17 protein-coding genes are annotated in these 22,659 nt (G+C 69.8%); 10 read left to right on the top strand and 7 right to left on the bottom strand.

All coding sequences use genetic code 11. The features are described 5' to 3' along the window. Window positions 1–21: 21 nt before the first annotated feature. Entirely contained in the window at window positions 22–2,826 is a 2,805-nt protein-coding gene (gene glnE, locus WS57_RS21175; protein ID WP_059604054.1) for a bifunctional [glutamate--ammonia ligase]-adenylyl-L-tyrosine phosphorylase/[glutamate--ammonia-ligase] adenylyltransferase, read from the bottom strand. A 229-nt stretch (window positions 2,827–3,055) separates the two neighbouring features. On the opposite strand from glnE, the gene WS57_RS21170 reads away from it, so the two are divergent. The 3 genes from WS57_RS21170 to tldD all read left to right on the top strand — a co-directional run bounded on the left by WS57_RS21170 (window position 3,056) and on the right by tldD (window position 9,698). Further along, complete coding sequence (locus WS57_RS21170) at window positions 3,056–7,258, top strand: YhdP family protein (RefSeq protein WP_069244794.1); 4,203 nt, start codon at window positions 3,056–3,058, stop codon at window positions 7,256–7,258. Window positions 7,259–7,318: 60 nt separating this feature from the next. Beyond that, on the top strand, window positions 7,319–8,146 hold the full coding sequence (locus WS57_RS21165) for a carbon-nitrogen hydrolase family protein (protein ID WP_059513086.1): 828 nt from the start codon (window positions 7,319–7,321) through the stop codon (window positions 8,144–8,146). Window positions 8,147–8,231: 85 nt separating this feature from the next. Continuing rightward, on the top strand, window positions 8,232–9,698 hold the full coding sequence (tldD, locus tag WS57_RS21160; RefSeq protein ID WP_040126684.1) for a metalloprotease TldD: 1,467 nt from the start codon (window positions 8,232–8,234) through the stop codon (window positions 9,696–9,698). 110 nt (window positions 9,699–9,808) lie between these two features. On the opposite strand, the gene WS57_RS37195 is transcribed toward tldD, so the two are convergent. Beyond that, window positions 9,809–10,093 (bottom strand): hypothetical protein, encoded by a 285-nt coding sequence (locus tag WS57_RS37195; RefSeq protein ID WP_167361736.1) that lies wholly within the window; start codon window positions 10,091–10,093, stop codon window positions 9,809–9,811. On the opposite strand from WS57_RS37195, the gene aroG reads away from it, so the two are divergent. Next, a complete protein-coding gene (gene aroG, locus WS57_RS21155) occupies window positions 10,092–11,165 on the top strand; it encodes a 3-deoxy-7-phosphoheptulonate synthase AroG (protein ID WP_040126683.1) in 1,074 nt (357 codons plus the stop codon). The genes WS57_RS37195 and aroG overlap by 2 nt on opposite strands. Before the next feature lie 171 nt (window positions 11,166–11,336). On the opposite strand, the gene hmpA is transcribed toward aroG, so the two are convergent. After that, a complete protein-coding gene (gene hmpA, locus WS57_RS21150) occupies window positions 11,337–12,545 on the bottom strand; it encodes an NO-inducible flavohemoprotein (protein WP_069244793.1) in 1,209 nt (402 codons plus the stop codon). Window positions 12,546–12,639: 94 nt separating this feature from the next. Next, window positions 12,640–13,191 carry a cob(I)yrinic acid a,c-diamide adenosyltransferase gene (locus WS57_RS21145; RefSeq protein WP_009692418.1) on the bottom strand — a complete coding sequence of 184 codons (552 nt, stop codon included), beginning with the start codon at window positions 13,189–13,191 and terminating at the stop codon, window positions 12,640–12,642. A 136-nt stretch (window positions 13,192–13,327) separates the two neighbouring features. Between WS57_RS21145 and WS57_RS21140 the strand changes: the two genes are divergently transcribed. From WS57_RS21140 to proC, 6 genes are all read left to right on the top strand, one after another. Next, entirely contained in the window at window positions 13,328–14,737 is a 1,410-nt protein-coding gene (locus tag WS57_RS21140; protein ID WP_069244792.1) for an FAD-binding oxidoreductase, read from the top strand. Between the two features lie 155 nt (window positions 14,738–14,892). After that, on the top strand, window positions 14,893–16,386 hold the full coding sequence (locus WS57_RS21135) for an FAD-linked oxidase C-terminal domain-containing protein (RefSeq protein ID WP_040126680.1): 1,494 nt from the start codon (window positions 14,893–14,895) through the stop codon (window positions 16,384–16,386). 185 nt (window positions 16,387–16,571) lie between these two features. Next, window positions 16,572–17,660: a glycolate oxidase subunit GlcE gene (glcE, locus tag WS57_RS21130; protein ID WP_040126679.1), complete on the top strand. Its 1,089-nt coding sequence runs from the start codon at window positions 16,572–16,574 to the stop codon at window positions 17,658–17,660. A 7-nt stretch (window positions 17,661–17,667) separates the two neighbouring features. Next, a complete protein-coding gene (gene glcF / locus WS57_RS21125; protein WP_040126678.1) occupies window positions 17,668–18,894 on the top strand; it encodes a glycolate oxidase subunit GlcF in 1,227 nt (408 codons plus the stop codon). Window positions 18,895–19,099: 205 nt separating this feature from the next. After that, the gene (locus tag WS57_RS21120; RefSeq protein ID WP_059603976.1) at window positions 19,100–19,798 is read left to right on the top strand and encodes a YggS family pyridoxal phosphate-dependent enzyme; all 699 of its coding nucleotides are present in this window, start codon (window positions 19,100–19,102) and stop codon (window positions 19,796–19,798) included. Window positions 19,799–19,845: 47 nt separating this feature from the next. After that, window positions 19,846–20,658, top strand: coding sequence for a pyrroline-5-carboxylate reductase (gene proC / locus WS57_RS21115; protein WP_059513088.1), 813 nt, complete (start codon window positions 19,846–19,848; stop codon window positions 20,656–20,658). 150 nt (window positions 20,659–20,808) lie between these two features. Here proC and ubiA read toward each other — a convergent pair whose 3' ends face one another. From ubiA to WS57_RS37665, 3 genes are all read right to left on the bottom strand, one after another. Next, entirely contained in the window at window positions 20,809–21,672 is an 864-nt protein-coding gene (gene ubiA, locus WS57_RS21110; protein WP_040126676.1) for a 4-hydroxybenzoate octaprenyltransferase, read from the bottom strand. A gap of 194 nt (window positions 21,673–21,866) precedes the next feature. Continuing rightward, window positions 21,867–22,355 (bottom strand): Dps family protein, encoded by a 489-nt coding sequence (locus WS57_RS21105; RefSeq protein WP_059513090.1) that lies wholly within the window; start codon window positions 22,353–22,355, stop codon window positions 21,867–21,869. Between the two features lie 99 nt (window positions 22,356–22,454). Next, window positions 22,455–22,619: a hypothetical protein gene (locus WS57_RS37665; protein WP_009689271.1), complete on the bottom strand. Its 165-nt coding sequence runs from the start codon at window positions 22,617–22,619 to the stop codon at window positions 22,455–22,457. Between the last annotated feature and the right edge of the window lie 40 nt (window positions 22,620–22,659).

The raw sequence follows: 22,659 nt of genomic DNA, 5'->3' as shown, positions 1-22,659 counted from the left end.
CGCCCGACTCAAACGCCCCGCTCAAACGCCCGTTTCAAGCGCACCGAACACGCGCGTCCACAGCGCCGTGACGGCCGCGCGCTCGTCGGCGACCACGGCCGGATCGACGCGCGCCTTCTCCATGCCGTCGAGCCGCAGCTTGTGCTGCAGCTTCCGGTACGTGCGGTACGCCGCGCCGACGCGCTCGGCCTCGTCCTCGCCCATCAGCCCGAAGCGCGCGACCTCGCGCAGCAGCGCGATATTGCCGGTGTTGCGGATCAGCTCGGCATCGCTCGACGCATGCAGCAGCACCCAGTACTGGACGATGAACTCGATGTCGACCATCCCGCCGCGATCGTGCTTCAGGTCGAACAGCTCGGTGTGGTTCGGGTGGCCCGCGAACACCTTGCCGCGCATGTCGACGATTTCCTTCGCGAGCACGGCGCCGTCGCGCGGCGTCGTCAGCACCTGCTGCCGGATCGCCTCGAAGTCCGCGCCGATCTGCGCGTCGCCCGCGCTGTAGCGCGCGCGCGTCAGCGCCTGGTGCTCCCAGACCCATGCGGTATTGGCCGCATCGCCTTCGCGCAGCTGGTAGCGCCGGAACGCGTCGAGATCGGTGACGAGCAGCCCGGCCTCGCCGTTCGGCCGCAGCCGCAGGTCGATGTCGAACAGCGCCCCCGCGCCGGTCGCGGTCGTCAGCCAGGTGATGAGCCGGCGCGTGAAGGTCGTGTAGACGTCGGCCGAGCGCTCGTCCGGATCGTCGTACAAAAAGATCAGGTCCAGATCCGACGCGTAGCCGAGCTCCTTGCCGCCGAGCTTGCCGTACGCGATCACCGCGAACTTCGGCACCTCGCGGTGGCGCTTCGCGAGCTGCGACCAGACGACTTCGATCGTCACGTCGAGCACCGCGTCGGCCAGTTCGGACAGGCGGTCGCTCACGTGCTCGACCGACAGCTGCCCCGCCAGGTCGATCAGCAGGATGCGGAACACCTCCGCGTGCTGCGCGTGCCGCAACAGGTCCATCTGCTGCTCGGGGCCGTCGGCCGCCGCGAGGCGCGCGCGCAGCGCAGCCTTGAACGCGGGCCAGTCGAACGGGCTGGCGATCGCCTCGTCGTCGAGCAGTTCGTCGAGCAGCTGCGGATGGCGAATCAGGTAGCCGCCGCCCCAGCGCGTCGCGCCGAGCACCGACAGCACGCGGTCGAGCGCGGCCGGGTATTCGGTCAGCAGCGCGAGATAGACGCCGCGCCGGCTGACCGTCTCGAGCAGGTCGAACAGTCGCACGATCGTGTCGTCGCGGCGCGCGGCGTCGATCTTCGGCGCGGCCTCCAGCGCGCGCTGCGCGACGCTGTCGAAGCGCTGGCGGCTCTTTTCCGGCAACCCCGTATAGCGCGACGACTGCCAGATCGCGCGCAGCCGTGCGAGCACCGCTGCCGGATCGGCAAAGCCGAGCCCGTCGAGGCGCGCCAGCAGCGCGTCGTCCTCGCCGTCGTCGGCAAGCGCGCCGCTCCAGATCCATGCGGCTGCCGTGTCCTCGCCGGCGCCGCAGGCGCCGCCGCCGTTCACCTTGTCCGCGAAGATCTGGTCGAACTGCGCCTCGACGAAACCGCGGTGGCCGTCGAGCACCGTCATCAACGCCGCATAGTCGGCAAAGCCGAGCGACGCGGCCAGCGCCGCGCGCTCGTCGGGCTCGACCGGCATCGCGTGCGTCTGCGCGTCGTTGCGGTACTGCAGCCGGTGCTCGAGCGTGCGCAGGAAGTTGTACGCGTCAGTCAGCCGCGCCCGCACGTCGTCGCCGATCAGCCCGCGCGCCTGCGCATGGCCCAGCACCGCGAGCGTCGGCCGCACGCGGAAGCCGGCGTCCTGGCCGCCGCGAATCAGCTGGAACACCTGCGCGCTGAATTCGATCTCGCGGATCCCGCCGCGCCCGAGCTTGATGTCGTCGGCCTTGTCCGGCCGCATCGACGCGCGGCGCGCGGCTTCCTGGCGAATCTGCTGGTGCAGCGAGCGGATCGCGCCGATCACGCCGAAATCGAGATAGCGCCGGTAGACGAACGGTTTCACGATCGACTCGAGCTGCGCCTCGAGCCGCTGCGCCGCATCGCTCGCGCCTTCCGACACGAGCCGCCCCTTGATCCACGCATAGCGCTCCCACTCGCGCCCCTGCACGTAGAAATACTCCTCGAGCATCCCGAGGCTGCAGACGAGCGGCCCGGAATCGCCGTTCGGACGCAGCCGCATGTCGACGCGAAACACGTAGCCGTCGGCCGTGACCTCGGACAGCACGCCGATCAGCCGGCGCCCGAGCCGCGTGAAGTATTCCTGCGTGGACAGCGGCGAGCGCGCGCCGCCGGTCGTCTCGCCGTCGTCCTCGTAGACGAAGATCAGGTCGATGTCCGACGACACGTTCAGCTCGCGCCCGCCGAGCTTGCCCATCCCGACCACGCCGAGCACCACGCGCTGGCCGTCCGTGCCGCGCGGCTCGCCGTACAGCGCCTCGAGCTCGGCCGACAGCAGCGCGAGCGAGCGCTGCACGGCCACCTCGGCGAGATCGGTCATCGCGCCCGTCACCTCGGCGACGTCCGCCAGACCGCGCAGGTCGCGCTCGGCGACCGCGCCGAACACCTCCGCGCGCAGCTGCCGGAGCGCACGCTTGAGCTGATCCTCGGACGGCGCGGCCGTGCCGGCCGACGCGCCGAGCAGCTCGGTAAGGCGCGCGTCCTGCTGCGCGCGCGTGAGCGGCGCGGCGGCCCACGCGGCGATCTGCGCGGCCAGCGCGGGGCGCGCGGCAGCCGCGCGGGCAAGGTAACGGGAATAGGACGTGCTGATCAGGGCGGAAGCGTCGGTCATCGAGAAGCGGGCCTGGCGGTAAGGCCGGCCGCAGCGGAACGCGCTCGCGCGCACCGCCGCCGGCCGGCCTCTTGGACTCGGCGCGGCCTCGCCGGGCGCCGCTGCGCCCGTCGCGACACCGCGCGCCGGAAAGCCCGTGCCGATCTGCCGCAACGGCCGCCGGCACGAACCCGTGTGATACATTTCAACGTCAGTCTGCAAAACTACCATATCGCCGCCCGTCCGCCGCATGTCCGACCGTCAGGAATCCGCCGTAGCAGCACCCGATGCGGGAACTCCGAAGCACGATCATCCGGTCCTGCGTCGCGTGTTCAAAGTGACGCTGGCGGTCGGAATCGGCACCTACTTCGTCGCGTCCGGCGCCTTCCTCGGGCTGCGCTACGTGCTGCTACCGCGCATCGACGAATTCCGCCCGCGCATCGAGCGCGCGGTGTCCGACAAGCTCCATGCGCAGCTTTCAATCGGCAAACTGTCTCCGCACTGGTCCGGCATGCAGCCGGGCGTCGAACTCACGAACCTGACGATTCGCGGCCACGACGGCCGGATCGCGCTGTCGGTGCCGCATGCGACCGCCGCGCTGTCGTGGATGTCGCTGCTGCGGCTGTCGCCCGCGCTGTCGAGCCTGATCGTCGACCAGCCCGACCTCGTCGTCGCACGCGCGGCCGACGGCTCGCTGAGCGTCGCGGGCGTCGACGTCGCGACCACCCACGGCGGCAATGCGACCTTCAGCACCTGGCTGCTGAAACAGGAGGCGATCGTGCTGCGCGGCGGCACGCTGCGCTGGCGCGACGCGCAGCACGACGCACCGGAACTCGCGCTGTCGGGCATCCGGCTCGCGGTGCTCAACAGCGGCCGCGTCCACAAGGCCGCGCTGCAGGCGCCCGCCAACGGCACGCTGCTGCTGGGCCCGCTCGATTTCCGCGCGCGCTTCACGCACAAGGCGCTCGCGCCGGTCGGCAAGCCGTCGAACTGGACCGGCGACGCGTATCTGTCGACCGGCCCGGTCGACCTGCAGACCCTCGCCCGCTATCTCGACATGCCGCTGACGATCCACGCGGGGCGGATCGACAACGCGATCTGGGCGACCTTCCGCGACGGCCGGCTGCGCTCGGCGGGCGGCGACCTGCAGGGCGCCGACGTCGCGCTGCGCGTGCGCCCGACGCAGCCGCGGCTCGACGTGCCGACGGTCGGGTTCGGCTGGGACATGGCGATGGACACCGGCCACGACTACACGCTGCACCTGACGCACTTCAACGCGGAACTGGGGCAGCCGCCGCTCGACGACGGCACGCCGCTGTCGCGCTCGCTCGCGCTGTCGACGCTGACGGCCCGCTACCGCGTGCCGACCGCCAGCCAGGGGCAGCTGCTCAGCGTCGTCGGCGACCGCGTCGACCTCGGCATCCTCAGCGAATTCATCCGCGGCCTGCCGCTGCCGGCGCGCCTGCGCAACGAGCTGATCAAGCTCGACCCGCGCGGAATGGTGTCGAACTATCACATCGAGGTCGAACGGGCGAAGCCGGCGAGCGCCGAACTGGCCGAAGAGGAGCGGCGCACCGGCGCCGCGCCGATCGTGCGCTACCGCTTCCTCGGCGACCTGCAGGGCATCAGCGTCGCCGCGCAGGAGCCGCCGCCGGGCCTGTCGCCGCGCGGCCACCCGCGCGCCGGCTGGCCGGGCGTCGAGAACCTGTGGGGCCACGTCGACGCGAACGAGACCGGCGGCGCCGCGAAATTCGACACCGTCAACGCGGCCGTCACGGTGCCGGGCGAATTCGACGAGCCGCGCCTGACGTTCGACCGGCTGCGCGGCAACGCGAAATGGACGATCACGCCGGCGCCGGGCGACAAGCACGCGCGCGTCGACGTGTCGCTGCCCGACCTGTTCGTCTCGAATCCCGACGCCGAGATCGCGGTATCGGGCAGCTATACGAACCCCGGCCACGGCCGCGGCACGCTCGACCTGCGCGCCGATTTCGCGCGCGCGTCGGTCGCCCGGATTCCGCGCTACCTGCCGACCGGGATGTCCGAGCACCTGCGCCAGTACCTCGGCCATGCGCTGCAGGACGGCCAGGTCGCGAAGGGCGCGTCGATCGTCGCGCGCGGCCCGCTCGAGAAATTCCCGTTCGAGCACGAGCCGACGGCCGGCGTGTTCCATATCGTCGCGCCGTTCACCGGCGGCCGCTTCGAGCCGACGCCGTATCCGCCGCGCAAGCTCGCGAACGGCACGCCGAGCGTATGGCCGGCGCTCGACGGCATCGACGGCGTGTTCGAGCTCGCGCAGAACAAGCTGCGCTTCGACATCGACCGCGCCCATTACAAGCGCGTCGCGCTGACCAAGGTGAGCGGCCGGATCGACGATCTCGGCAATCCGTCGAAGTCGCCGCTCGTGATCGACGGCCACGCACACGGCCCGCTCGCCGACCTGATCGACTACGCGAACAACAGCTCGCTCGGCGTGATGAGCAACCACATCGGCGAGCGGATCGACGCGCAGGGCCCGGCATCGCTCGCGCTCAAGCTGACGATCCCGCAGCACGTCCCGCATCCGCACACGCATATCGAAGGCGCGCTCGCGTTCGGCGGCAATACGCTGTCGACCGACGGCGTGCCGCCGCTGTCCGCGCTGCGCGGCCAGGTGCGTTTCACCGAAGCCGGCGCGTCGCTGCACGACCTGTCCGGGCGCTTCATCGGCGGCCCGGTGCGCGCGAACGGCAGCTTCAAGTCGCACGGCCCGTACGCGGTGGACGTCGACGGCCGGCTCGCGCTCGACGCGGCGCGCGGACTGAACCTGCGCGGCGGCGCCGCGGCGCTGCTCGAACACGTGGTCGGCGACGCGCCGTACCGGCTCGCGGTGCGCGGCGCGCCGGGCCGCCTGCCCAACATCAGCGCGCACTCCGACCTGACGGGCGTCGCGCTGAACTTCCCGGCGCCGTTCGCGAAGCCGGCCGGCACGCCGATGCCGTTCAGCTTCACGCTGCAGCCGGCGCCGCAGGACGGCGGCCAGCGCCTCGAACACGCGGCGCTGACGCTCGGCCCGGTGTCGGCCACCTACCTGCTCGACGCGACGCGCGGCCAGCCGCTGCGCGCGGTGCGCGGCGCGATGGGCATCCACCGGATGCCCGACATGCCGCAGGACGGCGTGAGCGCGGCCGTCGACGTCGACGAGCTGGACGCCGACGCATGGCTCGCACTCGCCCGCACGCTGCGGCCCGACACGCCGCGCGCGGCGGCGCAGCCGCCGGCCGCGTCGCGCGTCGATCTCGCGAGCTTCACGCCGAAGCGCTTCGCGCTGCACTTCGGCACGCTGAAGCTGCTCAAGCGCAACTGGGAAAACGTGATCGTCGGCGCGTCGCACGTCGACGAGCTGTGGCAGGCCAACATCGCGTCGAACCAGGTGTCGGGCTACCTGTCGTGGGCGCCGGGCGGCGGCCACAACGGCGCCGGCGTGCTGAACGCGCGGCTCGCGAAGCTCGTGATCCCGGACAGCGCGCAGCACGACCTGGTCGGCCGCGCGATGAACCTGCCGACGCCGACCGACCGCCCGATGCCGTCGGTCGACCTGATCGTCGACCAGGTCGTCGCGCGCAACCACGACATCGGCCGCCTCGTCGTCAACGCGCGCAACATCGACGAGGACGGCACGCCGGTGTGGCAGCTCGACAAGCTGGAACTGTCGAACCCGGCCGCCAAGCTCACCGCGACCGGCAACTGGCGCACGTCGCGCCGCGCGCTCGCCCGCGGCGTCGACGAGAACGATGCGCCGCGCCGCAGCGTGTTCGACTTCAAGCTCGCCGTCGACGATGCGGGCGCGCTGCTCGACCGCGTCGGGCTGCCGCGCACGCTCGCGAACGGCCACGGCACGGTGACCGGCAAGGTCGGCTGGCGCGGCGGCCCGACCGCGCTCGACTTCCCGTCGCTCGGCGGCCAGGTCGCGCTCGACCTCGAACACGGCCAGATCCTCAAGGTCGATCCGGGCGCCGCCAAGCTGCTCGGCGTGCTGAGCCTGCAAAGCCTCGCGCGCTTCCTGACGCTGAATTTCCGCGACGTGATCGGCAAGGGCCTGCCGTTCGACAAGATCACCGGCACGAGCCGGATCTCGAACGGGATCGCGCGCACCGACGACTTCACGATGACGACCGGGCCCGCGAACGTCACCGTGCGCGGCGCGGTCGATCTCGGCACCGAGACCCAGGACCTGCATGCGCACGTCGCGCCGAAGATCGGCGCGGGCGCGGCCGCGATCGCGGCGGCCGTCATCAACCCGCTGCTGGGCGTCGGCGTGCTGGCCGCGAACTACGCGCTGTCGGAGACGCTGTCGCATGCGTTCGCGCTCGACTACGCGATCACCGGCTCGTGGGCGCATCCGCACATCGAGCGGGTGCGGGGCGATCAGGGTAAGATGAATCGCGATGCGGCCGATGCGACGAACCGCTGAGGTCGGCGCGCCGCGCGTGCTGCCGGGCCGCACCCCATTTATGACGCAACCTATTTCGCGATGACCGACTCCTCCCTTTCCGCCACGCCCTTCCGGGTCGCCGCGCTGCAGATGGTGAGCACCCCGGACGTCGCGCGCAATCTCGCCGAAGCCGGCCGCCTGGTCGCGGAAGCCGCCGAGGAAGGCGCGCAGCTCGTGCTGCTGCCCGAGTATTTCTGCTTCATGGGCCACCGCGACACCGACAAGCTCGCGCTCGCCGAGGCCTACCGCGACGGCCCGATCCAGCAGTTCCTGGCCGACGCCGCGCGCCGCCACCGCGTGTGGGTGATCGGCGGCACGCTGCCGCTGAAGGCGCCCGAGCCCGACCGCGTGCTGAACACGACGCTCGTGTTCGACCCGGACGGCCGGGAAGCGGCCCGCTACGACAAGATCCACCTGTTCAACTTCGCAAAAGGCGACGAATCGTTCGACGAGGCGCGCACGATCCGCCCCGGCGACACGGTGGTCGCGTTCGACGCGCCGTTCGGCCGGGTCGGGCTGTCGGTCTGTTACGATCTGCGCTTTCCGGAGCTGTATCGCAGGATGGGCGACTGCGCGCTGATCGTGGTGCCGTCGGCGTTTACCTATACGACGGGCCGTGCGCACTGGGAAACGCTGCTGCGCGCGCGGGCCGTCGAGAACCAGTGCTACGTGCTCGCGGCCGCCCAGGGCGGCAGGCACGAGAACGGCCGGCGCACCTGGGGCCACAGCATGCTGATCGACCCGTGGGGCGAGATCGTCGCGGTGCGCGACGAAGGCGCGAGCGTCGTGAGCGGCGCGCTCGACCCACAACGCATCGCCGACGTACGCCAGAGCCTGCCCGCGTGGCGGCATCGCGTGCTGACCTGAACGGCCGGCACCGCTTGAAACGCCGCGCGGCCCACCCATCTGCCCAGAAGCACCCGACAACCTTTTGAGAACTCCCGATACCCGCATGAACATCATCGAACCCGGCATCCGCAATCTGGCGCTGGCGAAGGACATCCTCCTCACGCCGTACGGCCTCGACGAGAGCCTGCTCACGCGCACGATCGCCGACATCTTCACGCATCGCGTCGACTATGCGGACCTGTACTTCCAGGCGACCCGCAGCGAGGCGTGGAGCCTCGAGGAAGGCATCGTCAAGTCGGGCAGCTTCAGCATCGACCAGGGCGTCGGCGTGCGCGCGGTCGCGGGCGACCGCACCGCGTTCGCGTACTCGGACGACCTGTCGCCGGAAGCGATCGCGCAGGCGGCCGCGGCCACCAAGGCGATCGCGGCGGCGGGCGGCGGCCGGCAGAAGATCAAGGCGGCCACGGCGCTGAAGGGCATCTCGGGCCGCGACCTGTACCTGCCCTCCGACCCGCTCGCGTCGCTCGACGCGACCGCCAAGGTCAAGCTGCTCGAGCGCATCGAGCAGATGGCGCGCGGCCGCGACCCGCGCATCACGCAGGTGATGGCGGGCCTCGCCGGCGAATACGACGTCGTGCTGGTCGCGCGCAGCGACGGCGCGCTCGCGGCCGACATCCGCCCGCTCGTGCGCGTGTCGGTCACGGTGATCGCCGAGCAGAACGGCCGCCGCGAGATCGGCTCCGGCGGCGGCGGCGGCCGCTTCGACTACGGCTACTTCACCGACGAGATCCTGTCGCGCTACGTCGACGACGCGGTGCACGCGGCGCTCGTCAACCTCGACGCGCGCCCCGCGCCGGCCGGCGCGATGACGGTCGTGCTCGGGCCGGGCTGGCCGGGCGTGCTGCTGCACGAGGCGATCGGCCACGGCCTCGAGGGCGACTTCAACCGCAAGGGTTCGTCCGCGTTCGCGGGCCGGATCGGCGAGCAGGTCGCCGCGAAGGGCGTGACCGTCGTCGACGACGGCACGCTGCCGAACCGCCGCGGCTCGCTGAACATCGACGACGAAGGCAACCCGACGCAGTGCACGACGCTGATCGAGGACGGCATCCTGAAGGGCTACATCCAGGACACGCTGAACGCGCGCCTGATGAAGATGCCCGTCACCGGCAACGCCCGGCGCGAGTCGTACGCGGCGCTGCCGATGCCGCGCATGACCAACACCTACATGCTGAACGGCGACAAGGATCCGCAGGAAATCATCGCGTCGGTGAAGAACGGCCTGTACGCGGTGAATTTCGGCGGCGGCCAGGTCGACATCACGAACGGCAAGTTCGTGTTCTCGGCGTCCGAGGCGTACATGATCGAGAACGGCAAGATCACCTACCCGGTGAAGGGCGCGACGCTGATCGGCAGCGGCCCGGAATCGCTGAAGTACGTGAGCATGATCGGCAACGACATGTCGCTCGACACGGGCGTCGGCGTGTGCGGCAAGGAAGGCCAGAGCGTGCCGGTCGGCGTCGGCCAGCCGACCCTGCGCATCGACAAGATGACGGTCGGCGGTACGGCATAACCGCATCGCGGCGCAGACAATCCGCGTAATTTTCTGAAAACGCGCGGATTGTCCGCATTTTCGACCCACCCCGGTTGCCAGCCGATCAGGGACGGGGTATAAATTCCGAATCAACTTTTTCGACGAACCGAATCTCCGTCATGTCCGCCAAGTTTTACTTTTACTTTTTTTGGCATCTCAGACCGCTGGCGGATCGAGAGGGTTGATGGCGCGTAAAGCGCAACCGAAATTCCCGAAAAAACCGCCGGCGAACCCGGCGGTTTTTTTTCGCCCTTCGCCAGCCGGTCGCCGCCGCAGCGGTCCACGCCCCGACCGAAACCACTGAATTGCCTGAATTGATGAATCTGCCGCACGCGCACCACCCGGACGGCCCCCAGAATTAGGAGAAACAGCATGCCCCCGCACAATACCGACGACGTCCGCATTCGCGAACTCAAGGAACTCACGCCGCCCGCCCACCTGATCCGCGAATTCGCGTGCTCCGAAGCCGCGTCCGAACTGATCTACAACGCGCGGCAAGCGATGCACCGGATCCTGCACGGGATGGACGACCGCCTGATTGTCGTGATCGGGCCGTGCTCGATCCACGACACGAAGGCGGCGATCGAATACGCGGGGCGGCTGGTGAAGGAGCGCGAGCGCTTCAAGGGCGAGCTGGAAATCGTGATGCGCGTGTACTTCGAGAAGCCGCGCACGACGGTCGGCTGGAAGGGGCTGATCAACGATCCGCACCTCGACAACAGCTTCAAGATCAACGAAGGGCTGCGCACCGCGCGCGAGCTGCTGCTGCAGATCAACGAGATGGGGCTGCCGGCCGGGACCGAGTACCTCGACATGATCAGCCCGCAGTACATCGCCGACCTGATCTCGTGGGGCGCGATCGGCGCGCGCACGACCGAATCGCAGGTGCATCGCGAGCTCGCGTCGGGGCTGTCGTGCCCGGTCGGCTTCAAGAACGGCACCGACGGCAACGTGAAGATCGCGGTCGACGCGATCAAGGCCGCGTCGCAGCCGCACCATTTCCTGTCGGTGACGAAGGGCGGCCACTCGGCGATCGTGTCGACGGCCGGCAACGAGGACTGCCACGTGATCCTGCGCGGCGGCAAGGCGCCGAACTACGACGCGGAAAGCGTGAACGCCGCGTGCGCGGACATCGGCAAGGCCGGCCTCGCCGCGCGCCTGATGATCGACGCGAGCCACGCGAACAGTTCGAAGAAGCACGAGAACCAGATCCCCGTGTGCGCGGACATCGGCCGCCAGGTCGCGGCGGGCGACGCGCGCATCGTCGGCGTGATGGTCGAGTCGCACCTCGTCGAGGGTCGCCAGGACCTGAAGGAAGGCTGCGAGCTGACCTACGGCCAGAGCATCACCGATGCGTGCATCTCCTGGGACGACAGCGTGAAGGTGCTCGAAGGGCTCGCGGAATCGGTCAAGGCGCGACGCGTCGTGCGAGGCAGCGGGAACTGACGCGGCACGCAGCGGGCGGCAAGTGCATGCCGCCCGCAACGCGTGTTCGAATCGGCCGGGCGAATGCCGTGCGGCTCGGCCAGACGGGGAAAGCGCGGCGCCGCCACAAAAACAAAGACCCGGCGCATTCCCCCGCACCGGGTCCTTTCGGTCAAGCCGACCGCCGCTCGCTTACTCGAGCGCCCCCGAACCGAAAATCTCCGTATTCACGCGCTCCGGCGCGACGCCCAGCGCGACCAGCGCATCGCGTTGCGCCTTCATGAACGCGATCGGGCCGCAGATGTAGTAGTCGGCATCCGGCACCAGCGCGAATTCCTTCACGCGTTCCGGCGTCAGGCGGCCTTCGAGGTCGTGATCGACGCCGACGCGATCGTTCGGGCCGACTTGCTCGTACAGCACCGTGCGCGTCACGTTCGCGTGCGTGCGCGCCGCATCGTTCAGCCAGTCGCGGAACGCGTGCACCGCGCCCGAGCGGCACGCATGGATGAACCGCACTTCGCGCCGGCTGCCGTCGGCGATCAGCGTCGAAGCCATCGACATCATCGGCGTGAGGCCGACGCCGCCCGAGATCAGCACGACCGGCGTGTCGACGCCGCGCTTCAGCGAGAATTCGCCCATCGGCGCGGTCACCTCGACGATCGCGCCCTCCTCGACGCCGTCGTGCATCAGCGTCGACACCTTGCCGGCCGGAATCGCTTCCGCATTGCCGGACTCGCGCTTCACCGAGATGCGCAGCCACTTGCCGTGCGGCGCGTCGGACAGGCTGTACTGGCGCGGCTGGTCGACGCCGAGGTCGCCGACGAAGCGCTTCACCGTCACGTACTGGCCCGGCTCGAACGTCGGCGCCGCGCCGCCGTCGGCCGGCACCAGGTAGAACGACGTGATCTCGTCGCTTTCACGCACCTTGCGCGCGACCTTGAACGGACGGAATCCGCTCCACGCGGCGCCCGCATACAGGTCGGCCTCGGCGCCGATCAGGATCTGCGCGAGCTGGCCGTAAGCCACGCGCCAGGCTTCGAGCGTGTCGGCATCGACCGCGTCGCCGAGCACCTCGACGATCGACGCGAGCAGGTTCTCGCCGACGATCGGGTAATGCTCGGGGCGGATGTTCAGGCTCGCGTGCTTGTGCGCGATCTTCGTCACGGCGCCGCCCAGCGCGCCGAGGTTGTCGATGTTCGCCGCATACGCGTAGACGGCCTTCGCGAGCGTCTCCGGCTGGCTGCCGGTCTTCTGGTGCGTCTGGTTGAACAGGTTCTTCAGTTCCGGATGGCGCGCGAACATGCGCTGGTAGAAATGCTTCGTGATCGTCGCACCGTGCACGGCGAGGACAGGGGCAGTGGCCTTCACGCGAGCCATCTGGTCAGCGGTAATGGGGGTCATGTTCGTTCTCCGTTAAACATGCGAATACGATACATCTTTAAAAATGCAGGCCCCCCGGGCAAATTGTCGCAGCGCGGAAAATCGGCCGTCCGCGTCAGCGCACGCGGCCGCGCTCCCACAGCACGTCCGAGCCGCCGTCGGCGCGGTTCAGCACGCGCGCAAGCACGAACAGCAGGTCCGACAACCGGTTCACGTAACGCCGCGGCGCGTCATTGAGCGTTTCCTGCCGGCCGAGCGCAACGATCGCGCGCTCGGCGCGCCGACACACCGTCCGGCACACGTGCGCGAGCGACGCCGCGCGGGAGCCGGCCGGCAGGATGAATTCCTTCAGCGGCGGCAGCGTCGCGTTGTAGTCGGCGAGCCAGCGGTCGAGCCGCGCGAGATGCGTGTCGTCGAGCACCGTGTGGCCGGGGATGCACAGCTCGCCGCCCAGGTCGAACAGGTCGTGCTGGATCGTGACGAGCGCGGTGCGCACGTCGTCGGGCAGCGTCTCGGCGAGCAGTACGCCGAGGTTCGAATTCAGTTCGTCGACGTCGCCGATCGCGGCGATCCGCAGCTCGTCCTTGCCGATGCGGCGGCCGTCGCCAAGGCCGGTGGTGCCGTCGTCGCCGGTGCGCGTGGCGATCTTGCTCAAGCGGTTGCCCATGCGAATGTCCTCTGTTGCGCGGCCGCGCTGCGGCCGGGTTCACTGGTTCGCGATTATCGCAGCCCGCGGCGGGGGCCGCAGCAGGCGTTCCAGCGTAGAATGGGCCGACAGTTCGACAAGCAGTCAGGAGACACCCGTGAATCACCCCGCCCCGCCGGCCGCCACGCGCCGTCCCCTTCCCCCCGCCATGCTCGATGCGCTGCGCGCCGCGTTCGGCGAGCGCGTGTCGACCGCCGAGGCCGTGCGCGACCACCACGGCCGCGACGAATCGCCGTTCGACCCGCAACTGCCCGACGCCGTCGTGTTCGCGCACAGCGCGGACGACGTACGCGAGGTCGTGTCGCTGTGCGCGCTGTACGGCGTGCCGCTGATTCCGTACGGCGCGGGCTCGTCGCTCGAAGGCCACCTGCTCGCGGTGCGCGGCGGCGTGTCGCTCGACCTGTCGGAAATGAACCGCGTGCTGTCGATCAACGCCGAGGACCTGACCGTGACGGTCGAGCCGGGCATCACGCGCAAGGCGCTCAACGAAGCGCTGCGCGACACCGGCCTGTTCTTCCCGATCGATCCGGGCGCCGACGCGAGCATCGGCGGGATGACCGCGACCCGCGCGTCGGGTACCAACGCCGTGCGCTACGGCACGATGCGCGAGAACGTGCTCGGCCTGAGCGCCGTACTCGCCGACGGCCGCGTCGTGAAGACGGGCTCGCGCGCACGCAAGTCGTCGGCCGGCTACGACCTCACGCGCCTGTTCGTCGGCTCCGAGGGCACGCTCGGCGTGATCACCGAGATCACGCTGCGCCTGCATCCGCTGCCCGAAGCGGTGTCGGCCGCGATCTGCACGTTCCCGTCGATGGGCGACGCGGTGCGCACCGTGATCGAGACGATCCAGATCGGCGTGCCGATCGCGCGCGTCGAATTCGTCGATTCGCTCGCGGTGCGCTCGATCAACCGCCACTCGAATCTGACGCTCGCCGAAGCGCCGACGCTGTTCTTCGAGTTCCACGGCACCGAGGCCGGCGTGAAGGAACAGGCCGAACTCGTGCAGGCGCTCGCGGAGCAGAACCGCGGCCAGGGCTTCGAATGGGCGACGCGCCCCGAGGACCGCAGCCGGCTGTGGGCCGCGCGCCACAACGCCTATTTCGCGATGCTGCAGCTGAAGCCCGGCTGCCGCGCGGTGACGACCGACGTCTGCGTGCCGATCTCGCAGCTCGCCGCGTGCGTCGAGGAAACCGAGGTCGACCTGCGCGCGTCGTCGCTGCCCTGCCCGATCGTCGGCCACGTCGGCGACGGCAACTTCCACGTCGCGATCCTGATCGACCCCGACAAGCCGGAGGAAATCGAGGAGGCCGAACGCATCAACGACCGGATCGTTGAGCGCGCGCTGCGCCTGGGCGGCACCTGCACGGGCGAGCACGGCGTCGGGCTGCACAAGATGCGCTTCCTGCCGAAGGAGCACGGCGACAATGCGATCGACGCGATGCGCGCGATCAAGCTCGCGCTCGATCCGCGCAACCTGATGAATCCCGGCAAGATCTTTGCGTGCTGAAACGGCGGCAGGCGGAAGCAGGCGCTGAAGCGCTAACTCCGACCTCCGCTTTGCCTGGGGCCGGAGCAGGCGCTGAAGCGCTAACTCCGACCTCCGCTTTGCCTGGGGCCGGAGTAAGCGCTAAAGCGCTAACTCCGGCCGACAAAGGAGACCCGATGAACGCCCCCGTCGAACTGTCCGTCGAAATGCGCGCGCAGCGACAGCGCGAAGTCGTGCAGGCACTCATGGCCGTACTGCCGACGCACTGCCTGCTGTACCGCGACGAGGACACCGCGCCATACGAATGCGACGGCCTGTCCGCGTATCGGCGACTGCCGCTCGCGGTCGCGCTGCCCGAAACCGAATCGCAGGTGCAGCGCATCGTGCAGATCTGCCGCCGCATGGAAGTGCCGATCGTGCCGCGCGGCGCAGGCACCAGCCTGTCGGGTGGCGCGCTGCCGATCGCGCTCGGCGTCGTGCTGTCGCTCGCGCGCTTCACGCGCATCGTCGAAGTCGACCCGTACGCGCGCACGGCCACCGTGCAGCCCGGCGTGCGCAACCTCGCGATCTCGGACGCCGCCGCGCCGTACGGCCTGTACTACGCGCCCGATCCGTCGTCGCAGATCGCCTGCACGATCGGCGGCAACGTCGCGGAGAACTCCGGCGGCGTCCACTGCCTCAAGTACGGGCTGACCGTGCACAACGTGATGCGCGTGCGCGCGGTGACGAGCGACGGCGAAATCGTCGAATTCGGCTCGCTCGCGCTCGACATGCCCGGCCTCGACCTGCTCGCCGTGATGATCGGCAGCGAAGGGATGTTCGCGATCGTCACCGAAGTCACGGTGAAGCTGATCCCGAAGCCGCAGACCGCGCAACTCGTGATGGCCAGCTTCGACGACGTCGTCAAGGGCGGCGAGGCCGTCGCGGCGATCATCGCGTCGGGGATCATTCCGGCCGGGCTCGAGATGATGGACAAGCCCGCCACGCAGGCCGTCGAAACGTTTACGCACGCCGGCTACGACCTCGACGCGAAGGCGATCCTGCTGTGCGAATCGGACGGCACGCCGGAGGAAGTCGCCGAGGAAATCGTGCGGATGACGGCCGTGCTGCGCGAGCACGGCGCGACGCGCATCCAGGTGTCGCGCAACGAAAGCGAGCGGCTGCGCTTCTGGTCGGGCCGCAAGAACGCGTTCCCGGCCGCCGGGCGCATTTCGCCCGACTATTACTGCATGGACGGCACCGTGCCGCGCCGTGCGATCGGCCCGCTGCTCGCGCGCATCGAACAGCTGGAAACGCGCTACGGACTGCGCTGCATCAACGTGTTCCATGCCGGCGACGGCAACATGCATCCGCTGATCCTGTACAACGCGAACAACCCGGACGAGCTGCATCGCGCCGAACAGTTCGGCGCCGAAATCCTCGAATGCTGCGTGGAATTCGGCGGCAGCGTGACGGGCGAACACGGCGTCGGCATCGAGAAGCTCAATTCGATGTGCGTACAGTTCTCGCCGCAGGAGCGCGACGCGTTCTTCGCCGTGAAGCGCGCCTTTGATCCGCCGGCGCTGCTCAACCCCGACAAGGGCATCCCGACCCGCGCGCGCTGTGCCGAATACGGCCGCCAGCACGTGCGCGGCGGGCTGCTGCCGCACCCCGACCTGCCGCGGTTCTGAACGCGCGGCCGGCCCGGCGACGCGCGATGCTGCCCTCGCGCTGCCGCCCGCACCGCTGCCCGCCCCGCCGTTCCCCCGGCGGCGCCGCATTTCACCGGTGAACGCGGCTTAGGGATAGTCGCGATGTGGATTCGCGCCACCCCGGTACAATCGGTCGAACAACAAGACGAGGCAGCTACCGAAACATGGAAGAGGACGACATCGTCGCCGAATGGGCCGAACGCGTCCGCGCGGCCAGCGCGGACGGCCGGCCGCTGCGGATTCGCGGCGGCGGCACCAAGGACTGGTATGGCCAGGCGCTCGACGGCGAAATACTCGACACGCGCGCATTTCACGGCATCGTGTCGTACGACCCGGCCGAGCTCGTCGTCACGGTCCGCGCGGGCACGCCGCTCGCGCAACTCGAAACCGCCCTCGCCGAGCGCGGCCAGATGCTGCCGTTCGAGCCGCCGCACTTCGGCCGCGCGGCCACCGTCGGCGGCTGCATCGCGGCCGGCCTCGCGGGCCCGCGCCGCGCGACCTGCGGCGCGCCGCGCGATTTCGTGCTCGGCGTCACGCTGATGAACGGTCGCGGCGAAACGCTGCGCTTCGGCGGACAGGTCGTGAAGAACGTCGCCGGCTACGACGTGTCGCGCCTGATGGCCGGCTCGCTCGGCACGCTCGGGCTGATGCTCGACCTGTCGATCAAGGTGCTGCCGGTGCCGGTCGCCGAAGTCACGCTCAAATTCGAGATGACCGCGACCGACGCGGTGCGCAAGCTCAACGAATGGGGCGGCCATCCGCTGCCGGCCAGCGCGAGCGCCTGGCGCAACGGCACGCTCGTACTGCGACTGTCGGGCGCCGAGGCGGCCGTCAAATCGGCGAAGACGCTGCTCGGCGGCGAAGTCGTCGACGCGGTCGAGGCCGAGCGCTTCTGGGCCGGCCTGCGCGAGCACACCGATCCGTTCTTCAACGGCATCCCGCCCGGCTTCGCGCTGTGGCGCCTGTCGCTGCCGTCGATCACCGAGCCGATGCACCTGCCCGGCACCCAGCTGATGGAATGGGGCGGCGCGCAGCGCTGGTGGATCACCGACGCCGACGCGCAGACGGTGCGCATGAGCGCGAAACAGGCCGGCGGCCACGCGACGCTGTTCCGCGCCGGCGATGCATACGATCGCAGCGCGGGCGTGTTCACGCCGCTCGCCGCACCGCTGATGAAAATCCACCGCGGGCTGAAGGCGGCGTTCGATCCCGCGCGCATCTTCAACCGCGGCCGGCTCTACCCCGATCTCTGAAACCCCGATGCAAACCAACCTCGCCGATTTCATCCGCGATACGCCCGACGGCGACGAGGCCGACGCGATCCTGCGCAAGTGCGTGCATTGCGGGTTCTGCACCGCAACCTGCCCGACCTACCAGTTGCTCGGCGACGAACTCGACGGCCCGCGCGGGCGCATCTACCTGATCAAGCAGATGGTCGAAGGCGCGAAGGTCACGCGCAGCACGCAGCAGCATCTCGACCGCTGCCTCACCTGCCGCAGCTGCGAAACGACCTGTCCGTCGGGCGTCCAGTACGGCCGGCTGGTCGAGATCGGCCGCAAGCACGTCGAGGCGCAGGTGCAGCGCCCGCTGTCGCAGCGGCTCGTGCGCCGCGTGCTGGCGAGCCTCGTGCCGAATGCCGCGCTGTTCTCGCCGGTGATGCGGCTCGGCCAGCACGTGCGGCCGCTGCTGCCGAAACGGCTGCGCGACAAGGTGCCGCCGCGCACGCGCCTGCTCGAATGGCCGCACCGCACGCATCCGCGCAAGATGCTGATGCTCGGCGGCTGCGTGCAGCCGTCGATGCTGCCGAACATCAATATCGCGACCGCGCGCGTGCTCGATGCGCTCGGCATCGAGACGATCGTCGCGCCGGAGGCCGGCTGCTGCGGTGCGATCCGGCTGCACCTGAACTACCACGACGAAGCGCTCGACGACGCGCGCCGCAACATCGATGCGTGGTGGCCGTTCGTCGAACAGGGCGCGGAGGCGATCGTGATGAACGCGTCGGGCTGCGGCGCGACGGTGCTCGAATACGCGCACCTGCTGCGCGACGATCCGGCCTACGCGGAGAAGGCGCAACGCATCGTTTCGCTGACGCGCGACATCTCCGACGTGCTGCTCGCGTTCGAAGCCGAGCTCGCGACGCTCGCGCGGCGCCGCGCGATCCATACGGTCGCCTACCATCCGCCGTGCACGCTGCAGCACGGCCAGCAGTCGCGCGGCCGCGTCGAACGGCTGCTGGAGACGCTCGGCATCGACGTGCGCCTGCCGGCCGACAGCCATCTGTGCTGCGGCTCGGCCGGCACCTATTCGCTGACCCAGCCGTCGCTGTCGTACCGGCTGCGCAAGCAGAAGCTGCTGACGCTGCAGGCGCTCGAACCGCAGATGATCGTGTCCGGCAACGTCGGCTGCATCGCGCACCTGCAAAGCGGCACGCAGATTCCGGTCGCGCACTGGATCCAGCTCGTCGAGCACCTGCTGTACGGCTAGAAGCCGCGTGCGGCCGGCCGACGCGCGTGCACCGGCGGAATACGGGCCGCGCGGCCGGATTCGGGCCGTCGGCTTCGCACGCCGCGCCCGGCCGCGTCCGTATAATGGGCGGATCGATGCGCCGCGTGCCGCGGCGCGTGCGCTTCCGTGCCTGCTGCCGCGCCCTTGTCGGTGCCCTTGCAGGCGCCTCGTATTCGTGTCCGTCATGTCCGATCTCGCCGCCCGTCTCGAATCCGTCCATCGTCGCATCGCCGACGCCGCCCGCGCGGCCGGCCGCGATCCCGCCACCGTCTCGCTGCTCGCCGTCTCGAAGACCTTTCCCGCCGACGACGTGCGCGCCGCGCATGCAGCCGGCCAGCGCGCGTTCGGCGAAAACTACGTGCAGGAATCAGTCGACAAGATCGAGTCGCTCGCCGATCTGCGTGCGTCGCTCGAATGGCATTTCATCGGGCCGCTGCAGTCGAACAAGACGCGCGCCGTCGCCGAGCGCTTCGACTGGGTCCACTCGGTCGACCGGCTGAAGATCGCGCAGCGGCTCGCCGAGCAGCGCCCCGCCCACCTGCCGCCGTTGAACGTATGCGTGCAGGTGAACATCAGCGGCGAGGCGTCGAAGAGCGGCGTCGCGCCGGCGGACGTCGCGGACGTCGCGCGCGCGGTCGCCGCGCTGCCGTCGCTGCGGCTGCGCGGGCTGATGGCGATTCCCGAACCGGCGGCCGACATCGAAGCGCAACGCGCGCCGCATCGCGCACTGCGCGCGCTGTTCGACGCGCTGCGCGCGGACGGCCTACCGCTCGACACGCTGTCGATGGGCATGTCCGCCGACCTCGACGCGGCGGTGCTCGAGGGCGCGACGATCGTGCGCGTCGGCACCGCGATCTTCGGCGCGCGCGATTACTCGCACTGAACGCGCGCCCTTCCCCTTCATTCACTCGCTCAATCCGACACGACACTATGAAAATCGCATTCATCGGCGGCGGCAACATGGCCGCGGCCCTGATCGGCGGCCTGATCAAGCGCGGCGTCGCCGCGGACGGCCTGTACGCCATCGACGTCAACGAGGACGTGCGCGCCCGCGCCGCGCAGCAGTTCGGCATCCGCACCGGCGCCGCGATCGACGCGACGCTCGGCGAATACGACGCGATCGTGCTGGCGGTCAAGCCGCAGGTGCTGAAGGACGTCGCGCAGGCGCTCGCGCCGCACCTGGGCGCGCAGCTGGTGATCAGCATCGCGGCCGGCATCCGCGGCACGGACCTGTCGCGCTGGCTCGGCAACTACGCACGCGTCGTGCGCACGATGCCGAACACGCCCGCGCTCGTCGGCATGGGCGTGACGGGCCTCGCCGCGCTGCCGGGCGTCGATGCGGCGGGTCGCGAACTCGCGTCGAACGTGCTCGGCGCGGTCGGCGAGATCGTCTGGTTCGACGACGAGTCGCAGCTCGACGCCGTCACCGCGATCTCGGGCAGCGGCCCCGCGTACGTGTTCTATTTCATCGAAGCGCTGCAGGAAGCCGCGCGCCGCCTCGGGATGAACGACGAACAGGGCCGCGCGCTCGCGGTCGCGACCTTCACGGGCGCCGCGCAACTCGCCGCGCAGTCCGGCGAACCGGCCGGCGTGCTGCGCGAGCGCGTGACGTCGAAGGGCGGCACGACGGCCGCCGCGCTCGGTTCGTTCGACGCGCAGGGCGTGAAGGAAGCGATCGTGCGCGGCGTGCTCGCGGCCGATGCGCGCGCGAAGGAAATGGGCGACGAACTCGGCCGCGCGTAAGCGAGCCGACGCTTCGCCCGCCGCGCCGGACGGCCGCGCAGACTGCACACGCCGTCATCCGGCACCGGCAACAAAAAAGCGGCCTCGGCCGCTTTTTTGCTTCTTTGCTTCAGCACGCCGCGCACGGCGCAAGGCCGTGCGGTTCGCCGCTCAGCTTCCCGCCATCAGGTAATGCGCGGCAATCCCGGCGAACAGCACGCCGCCGAGCCAGTTGTTGTGCCGGAACGCCGCGAAGCACGGCATCCGCTCGCGGTCCTTGATCAGCGTGTAGTGATACACCGCGCAGCCGGCCGCCGCGGCCCAGCCGACCCAGTAGAGCGGCCCGAAGCCGAGCGTCAGGCCGATCCACACGTAGATGCCGAGCGTCACCGCATAGCACGCCATCACGGCCGCGACGTCGAAGCGGCCGAAGGTCAGCGCCGACGTGCGGATGCCGATCTTGATGTCGTCGTCGCGATCGACCATCGCGTATTCGGTGTCGTACGCGACCGACCAGAACACGTTCGCGATCAACATCACCCACGCGATCGCCGGCACCGTGTCCTGCACGGCCGCGAACGCCATCGGGATGCCGAAGCCGAACGCGATGCCGAGGTAGGCCTGCGGAATCGCGAAGAAGCGCTTCATGAACGGATAGGTGCCCGCGACGAACAGCGCGACCACCGACAGCTGTTTCGTCAGCGTATTGAGCGGCAGGATCAGCAGGAACGCGAGGAACGACAGCCCGACGGCGATCGCGACGGCTTCCCATGCGTGGATCTTGCCCGACGTCAGCGGCCGGTCGGCCGTGCGCTTCACGTGCCGGTCGAAATCGCGGTCGGCATAGTCGTTCATCGCGCAGCCGGCCGAGCGCATCAGCAAGGTGCCGAGCGCGAAGATCACGATCAGCGGCCAGCGCGGGTGGCCGTCCGAAGCGATCCACAGCGCATTGAGCGTCGGCCAGAGCAGCAGCAGGCTGCCGATCGGCTTGTCCATCCGGACGAGCCGCAGATACAGGGGAAAGCGGGCAAGCATGGCGAGGCACCGGGAAGATAACCCCGGCATTTTAGAGCCGAGCGGCGCCTCGCGTCATGTCGGCGCCCTTCGCAGCCGGCGGCCGGCGCGCCTGCACGGGCCGCCTGCCCCGCTTCGCACCGGCCGCCCGCGATGCGCGCCGATCAAGGGACAGATACCGCGCGGCTGCGCCAGCGGCCCGCGCGGCCGAGCGTTTACGCCAGCAGCGAGCGCAGCATCCATGCGGTCTTTTCATGCGTCTGCAGGCGCTGCGTGAGCAGATCGGCGGTCGGCTCGTCGCTGGCCGCGTCGGCCGTCGGGAAGATCTCGCGCGCCGTCCGCACCACCGTCTCGTGCCCTTCGACGAGCTCGCGAATCATGTCCTCGGCGCCCGGCACGCCGTCCGCGGGCGGCACCGACGACAGTTTCGTGAAATCCGCGAAGGTGCCCGGCGCGACCACGCCGAGCGTACGGATGCGCTCGGCGATCGAATCGACCGCGAGCCACAGTTCGTTGTACTGCTCTTCGAACATCAGGTGCAGCGTGTTGAACATCGGCCCCGTGACGTTCCAGTGAAAATTGTGGGTCTTCAGGTAGAGCGAGAACGTGTCGGCGAGCAGGCGCGACAGGCCGTCCGCGATCTTCCTGCGGTCCTTGTCGCTGATGCCGATGTTGATCTGCGTTGCATTGCCTTTCCTGGCCATCTCCGGACTCCTCGTTCGAAATGTCGAAACGCCCGCGCGTCGGGCAACCCGCATGCCGCACCGTGCGACACGCACCTGTGTGCTTGCCGGCGCCGGCGCTCAGCCGCCCGCGGCCGGCGCGACCGCGTGCAGCGCCTGCGCGGCCAGCACGGCCGCGCCACCGACGACGATCGCGATCCCGGCGAAGCGCTGCGCAATCGCAAGCGGCGCCCGTACCGCAGGCGCCGCGAAGGCGGCATGCATATCGAGCATCATCTGCGTCATGGTGGTCACTCCTTCTACAAAGGGCGGAAACGGCCGGCCG

This window comes from Burkholderia pseudomultivorans, assembly GCF_001718415.1.
GTDB classification, from domain to species: Bacteria; Pseudomonadota; Gammaproteobacteria; order Burkholderiales; family Burkholderiaceae; genus Burkholderia; species Burkholderia pseudomultivorans_A.
The sequence above is the reverse complement of the archived record's forward strand: the minus strand, read 5'-3'. Positions and strand labels throughout refer to the sequence as shown.

Coding starts and splice junctions, on each gene's coding strand:
- WS57_RS37195 (WP_167361736.1), bottom strand. CDS start 10,093: ATGCTGTTTCTCCTAATTCTGGGGGCCGTCCGGGTGGTGCGCGTGCGG.
- tldD (WP_040126684.1), top strand. CDS start 8,232: ATGAACATCATCGAACCCGGCATCCGCAATCTGGCGCTGGCGAAGGAC.
- glcF (WP_040126678.1), top strand. CDS start 17,668: ATGCAAACCAACCTCGCCGATTTCATCCGCGATACGCCCGACGGCGAC.
- WS57_RS21105 (WP_059513090.1), bottom strand. CDS start 22,355: ATGGCCAGGAAAGGCAATGCAACGCAGATCAACATCGGCATCAGCGAC.
- WS57_RS21135 (WP_040126680.1), top strand. CDS start 14,893: ATGAACGCCCCCGTCGAACTGTCCGTCGAAATGCGCGCGCAGCGACAG.
- ubiA (WP_040126676.1), bottom strand. CDS start 21,672: ATGCTTGCCCGCTTTCCCCTGTATCTGCGGCTCGTCCGGATGGACAAG.
- WS57_RS21145 (WP_009692418.1), bottom strand. CDS start 13,191: ATGGGCAACCGCTTGAGCAAGATCGCCACGCGCACCGGCGACGACGGC.
- WS57_RS21170 (WP_069244794.1), top strand. CDS start 3,056: ATGTCCGACCGTCAGGAATCCGCCGTAGCAGCACCCGATGCGGGAACT.
- glcE (WP_040126679.1), top strand. CDS start 16,572: ATGGAAGAGGACGACATCGTCGCCGAATGGGCCGAACGCGTCCGCGCG.
- glnE (WP_059604054.1), bottom strand. CDS start 2,826: ATGACCGACGCTTCCGCCCTGATCAGCACGTCCTATTCCCGTTACCTT.
- WS57_RS21120 (WP_059603976.1), top strand. CDS start 19,100: ATGTCCGATCTCGCCGCCCGTCTCGAATCCGTCCATCGTCGCATCGCC.
- hmpA (WP_069244793.1), bottom strand. CDS start 12,545: ATGACCCCCATTACCGCTGACCAGATGGCTCGCGTGAAGGCCACTGCC.
- proC (WP_059513088.1), top strand. CDS start 19,846: ATGAAAATCGCATTCATCGGCGGCGGCAACATGGCCGCGGCCCTGATC.
- WS57_RS37665 (WP_009689271.1), bottom strand. CDS start 22,619: ATGACGCAGATGATGCTCGATATGCATGCCGCCTTCGCGGCGCCTGCG.
- WS57_RS21165 (WP_059513086.1), top strand. CDS start 7,319: ATGACCGACTCCTCCCTTTCCGCCACGCCCTTCCGGGTCGCCGCGCTG.
- aroG (WP_040126683.1), top strand. CDS start 10,092: ATGCCCCCGCACAATACCGACGACGTCCGCATTCGCGAACTCAAGGAA.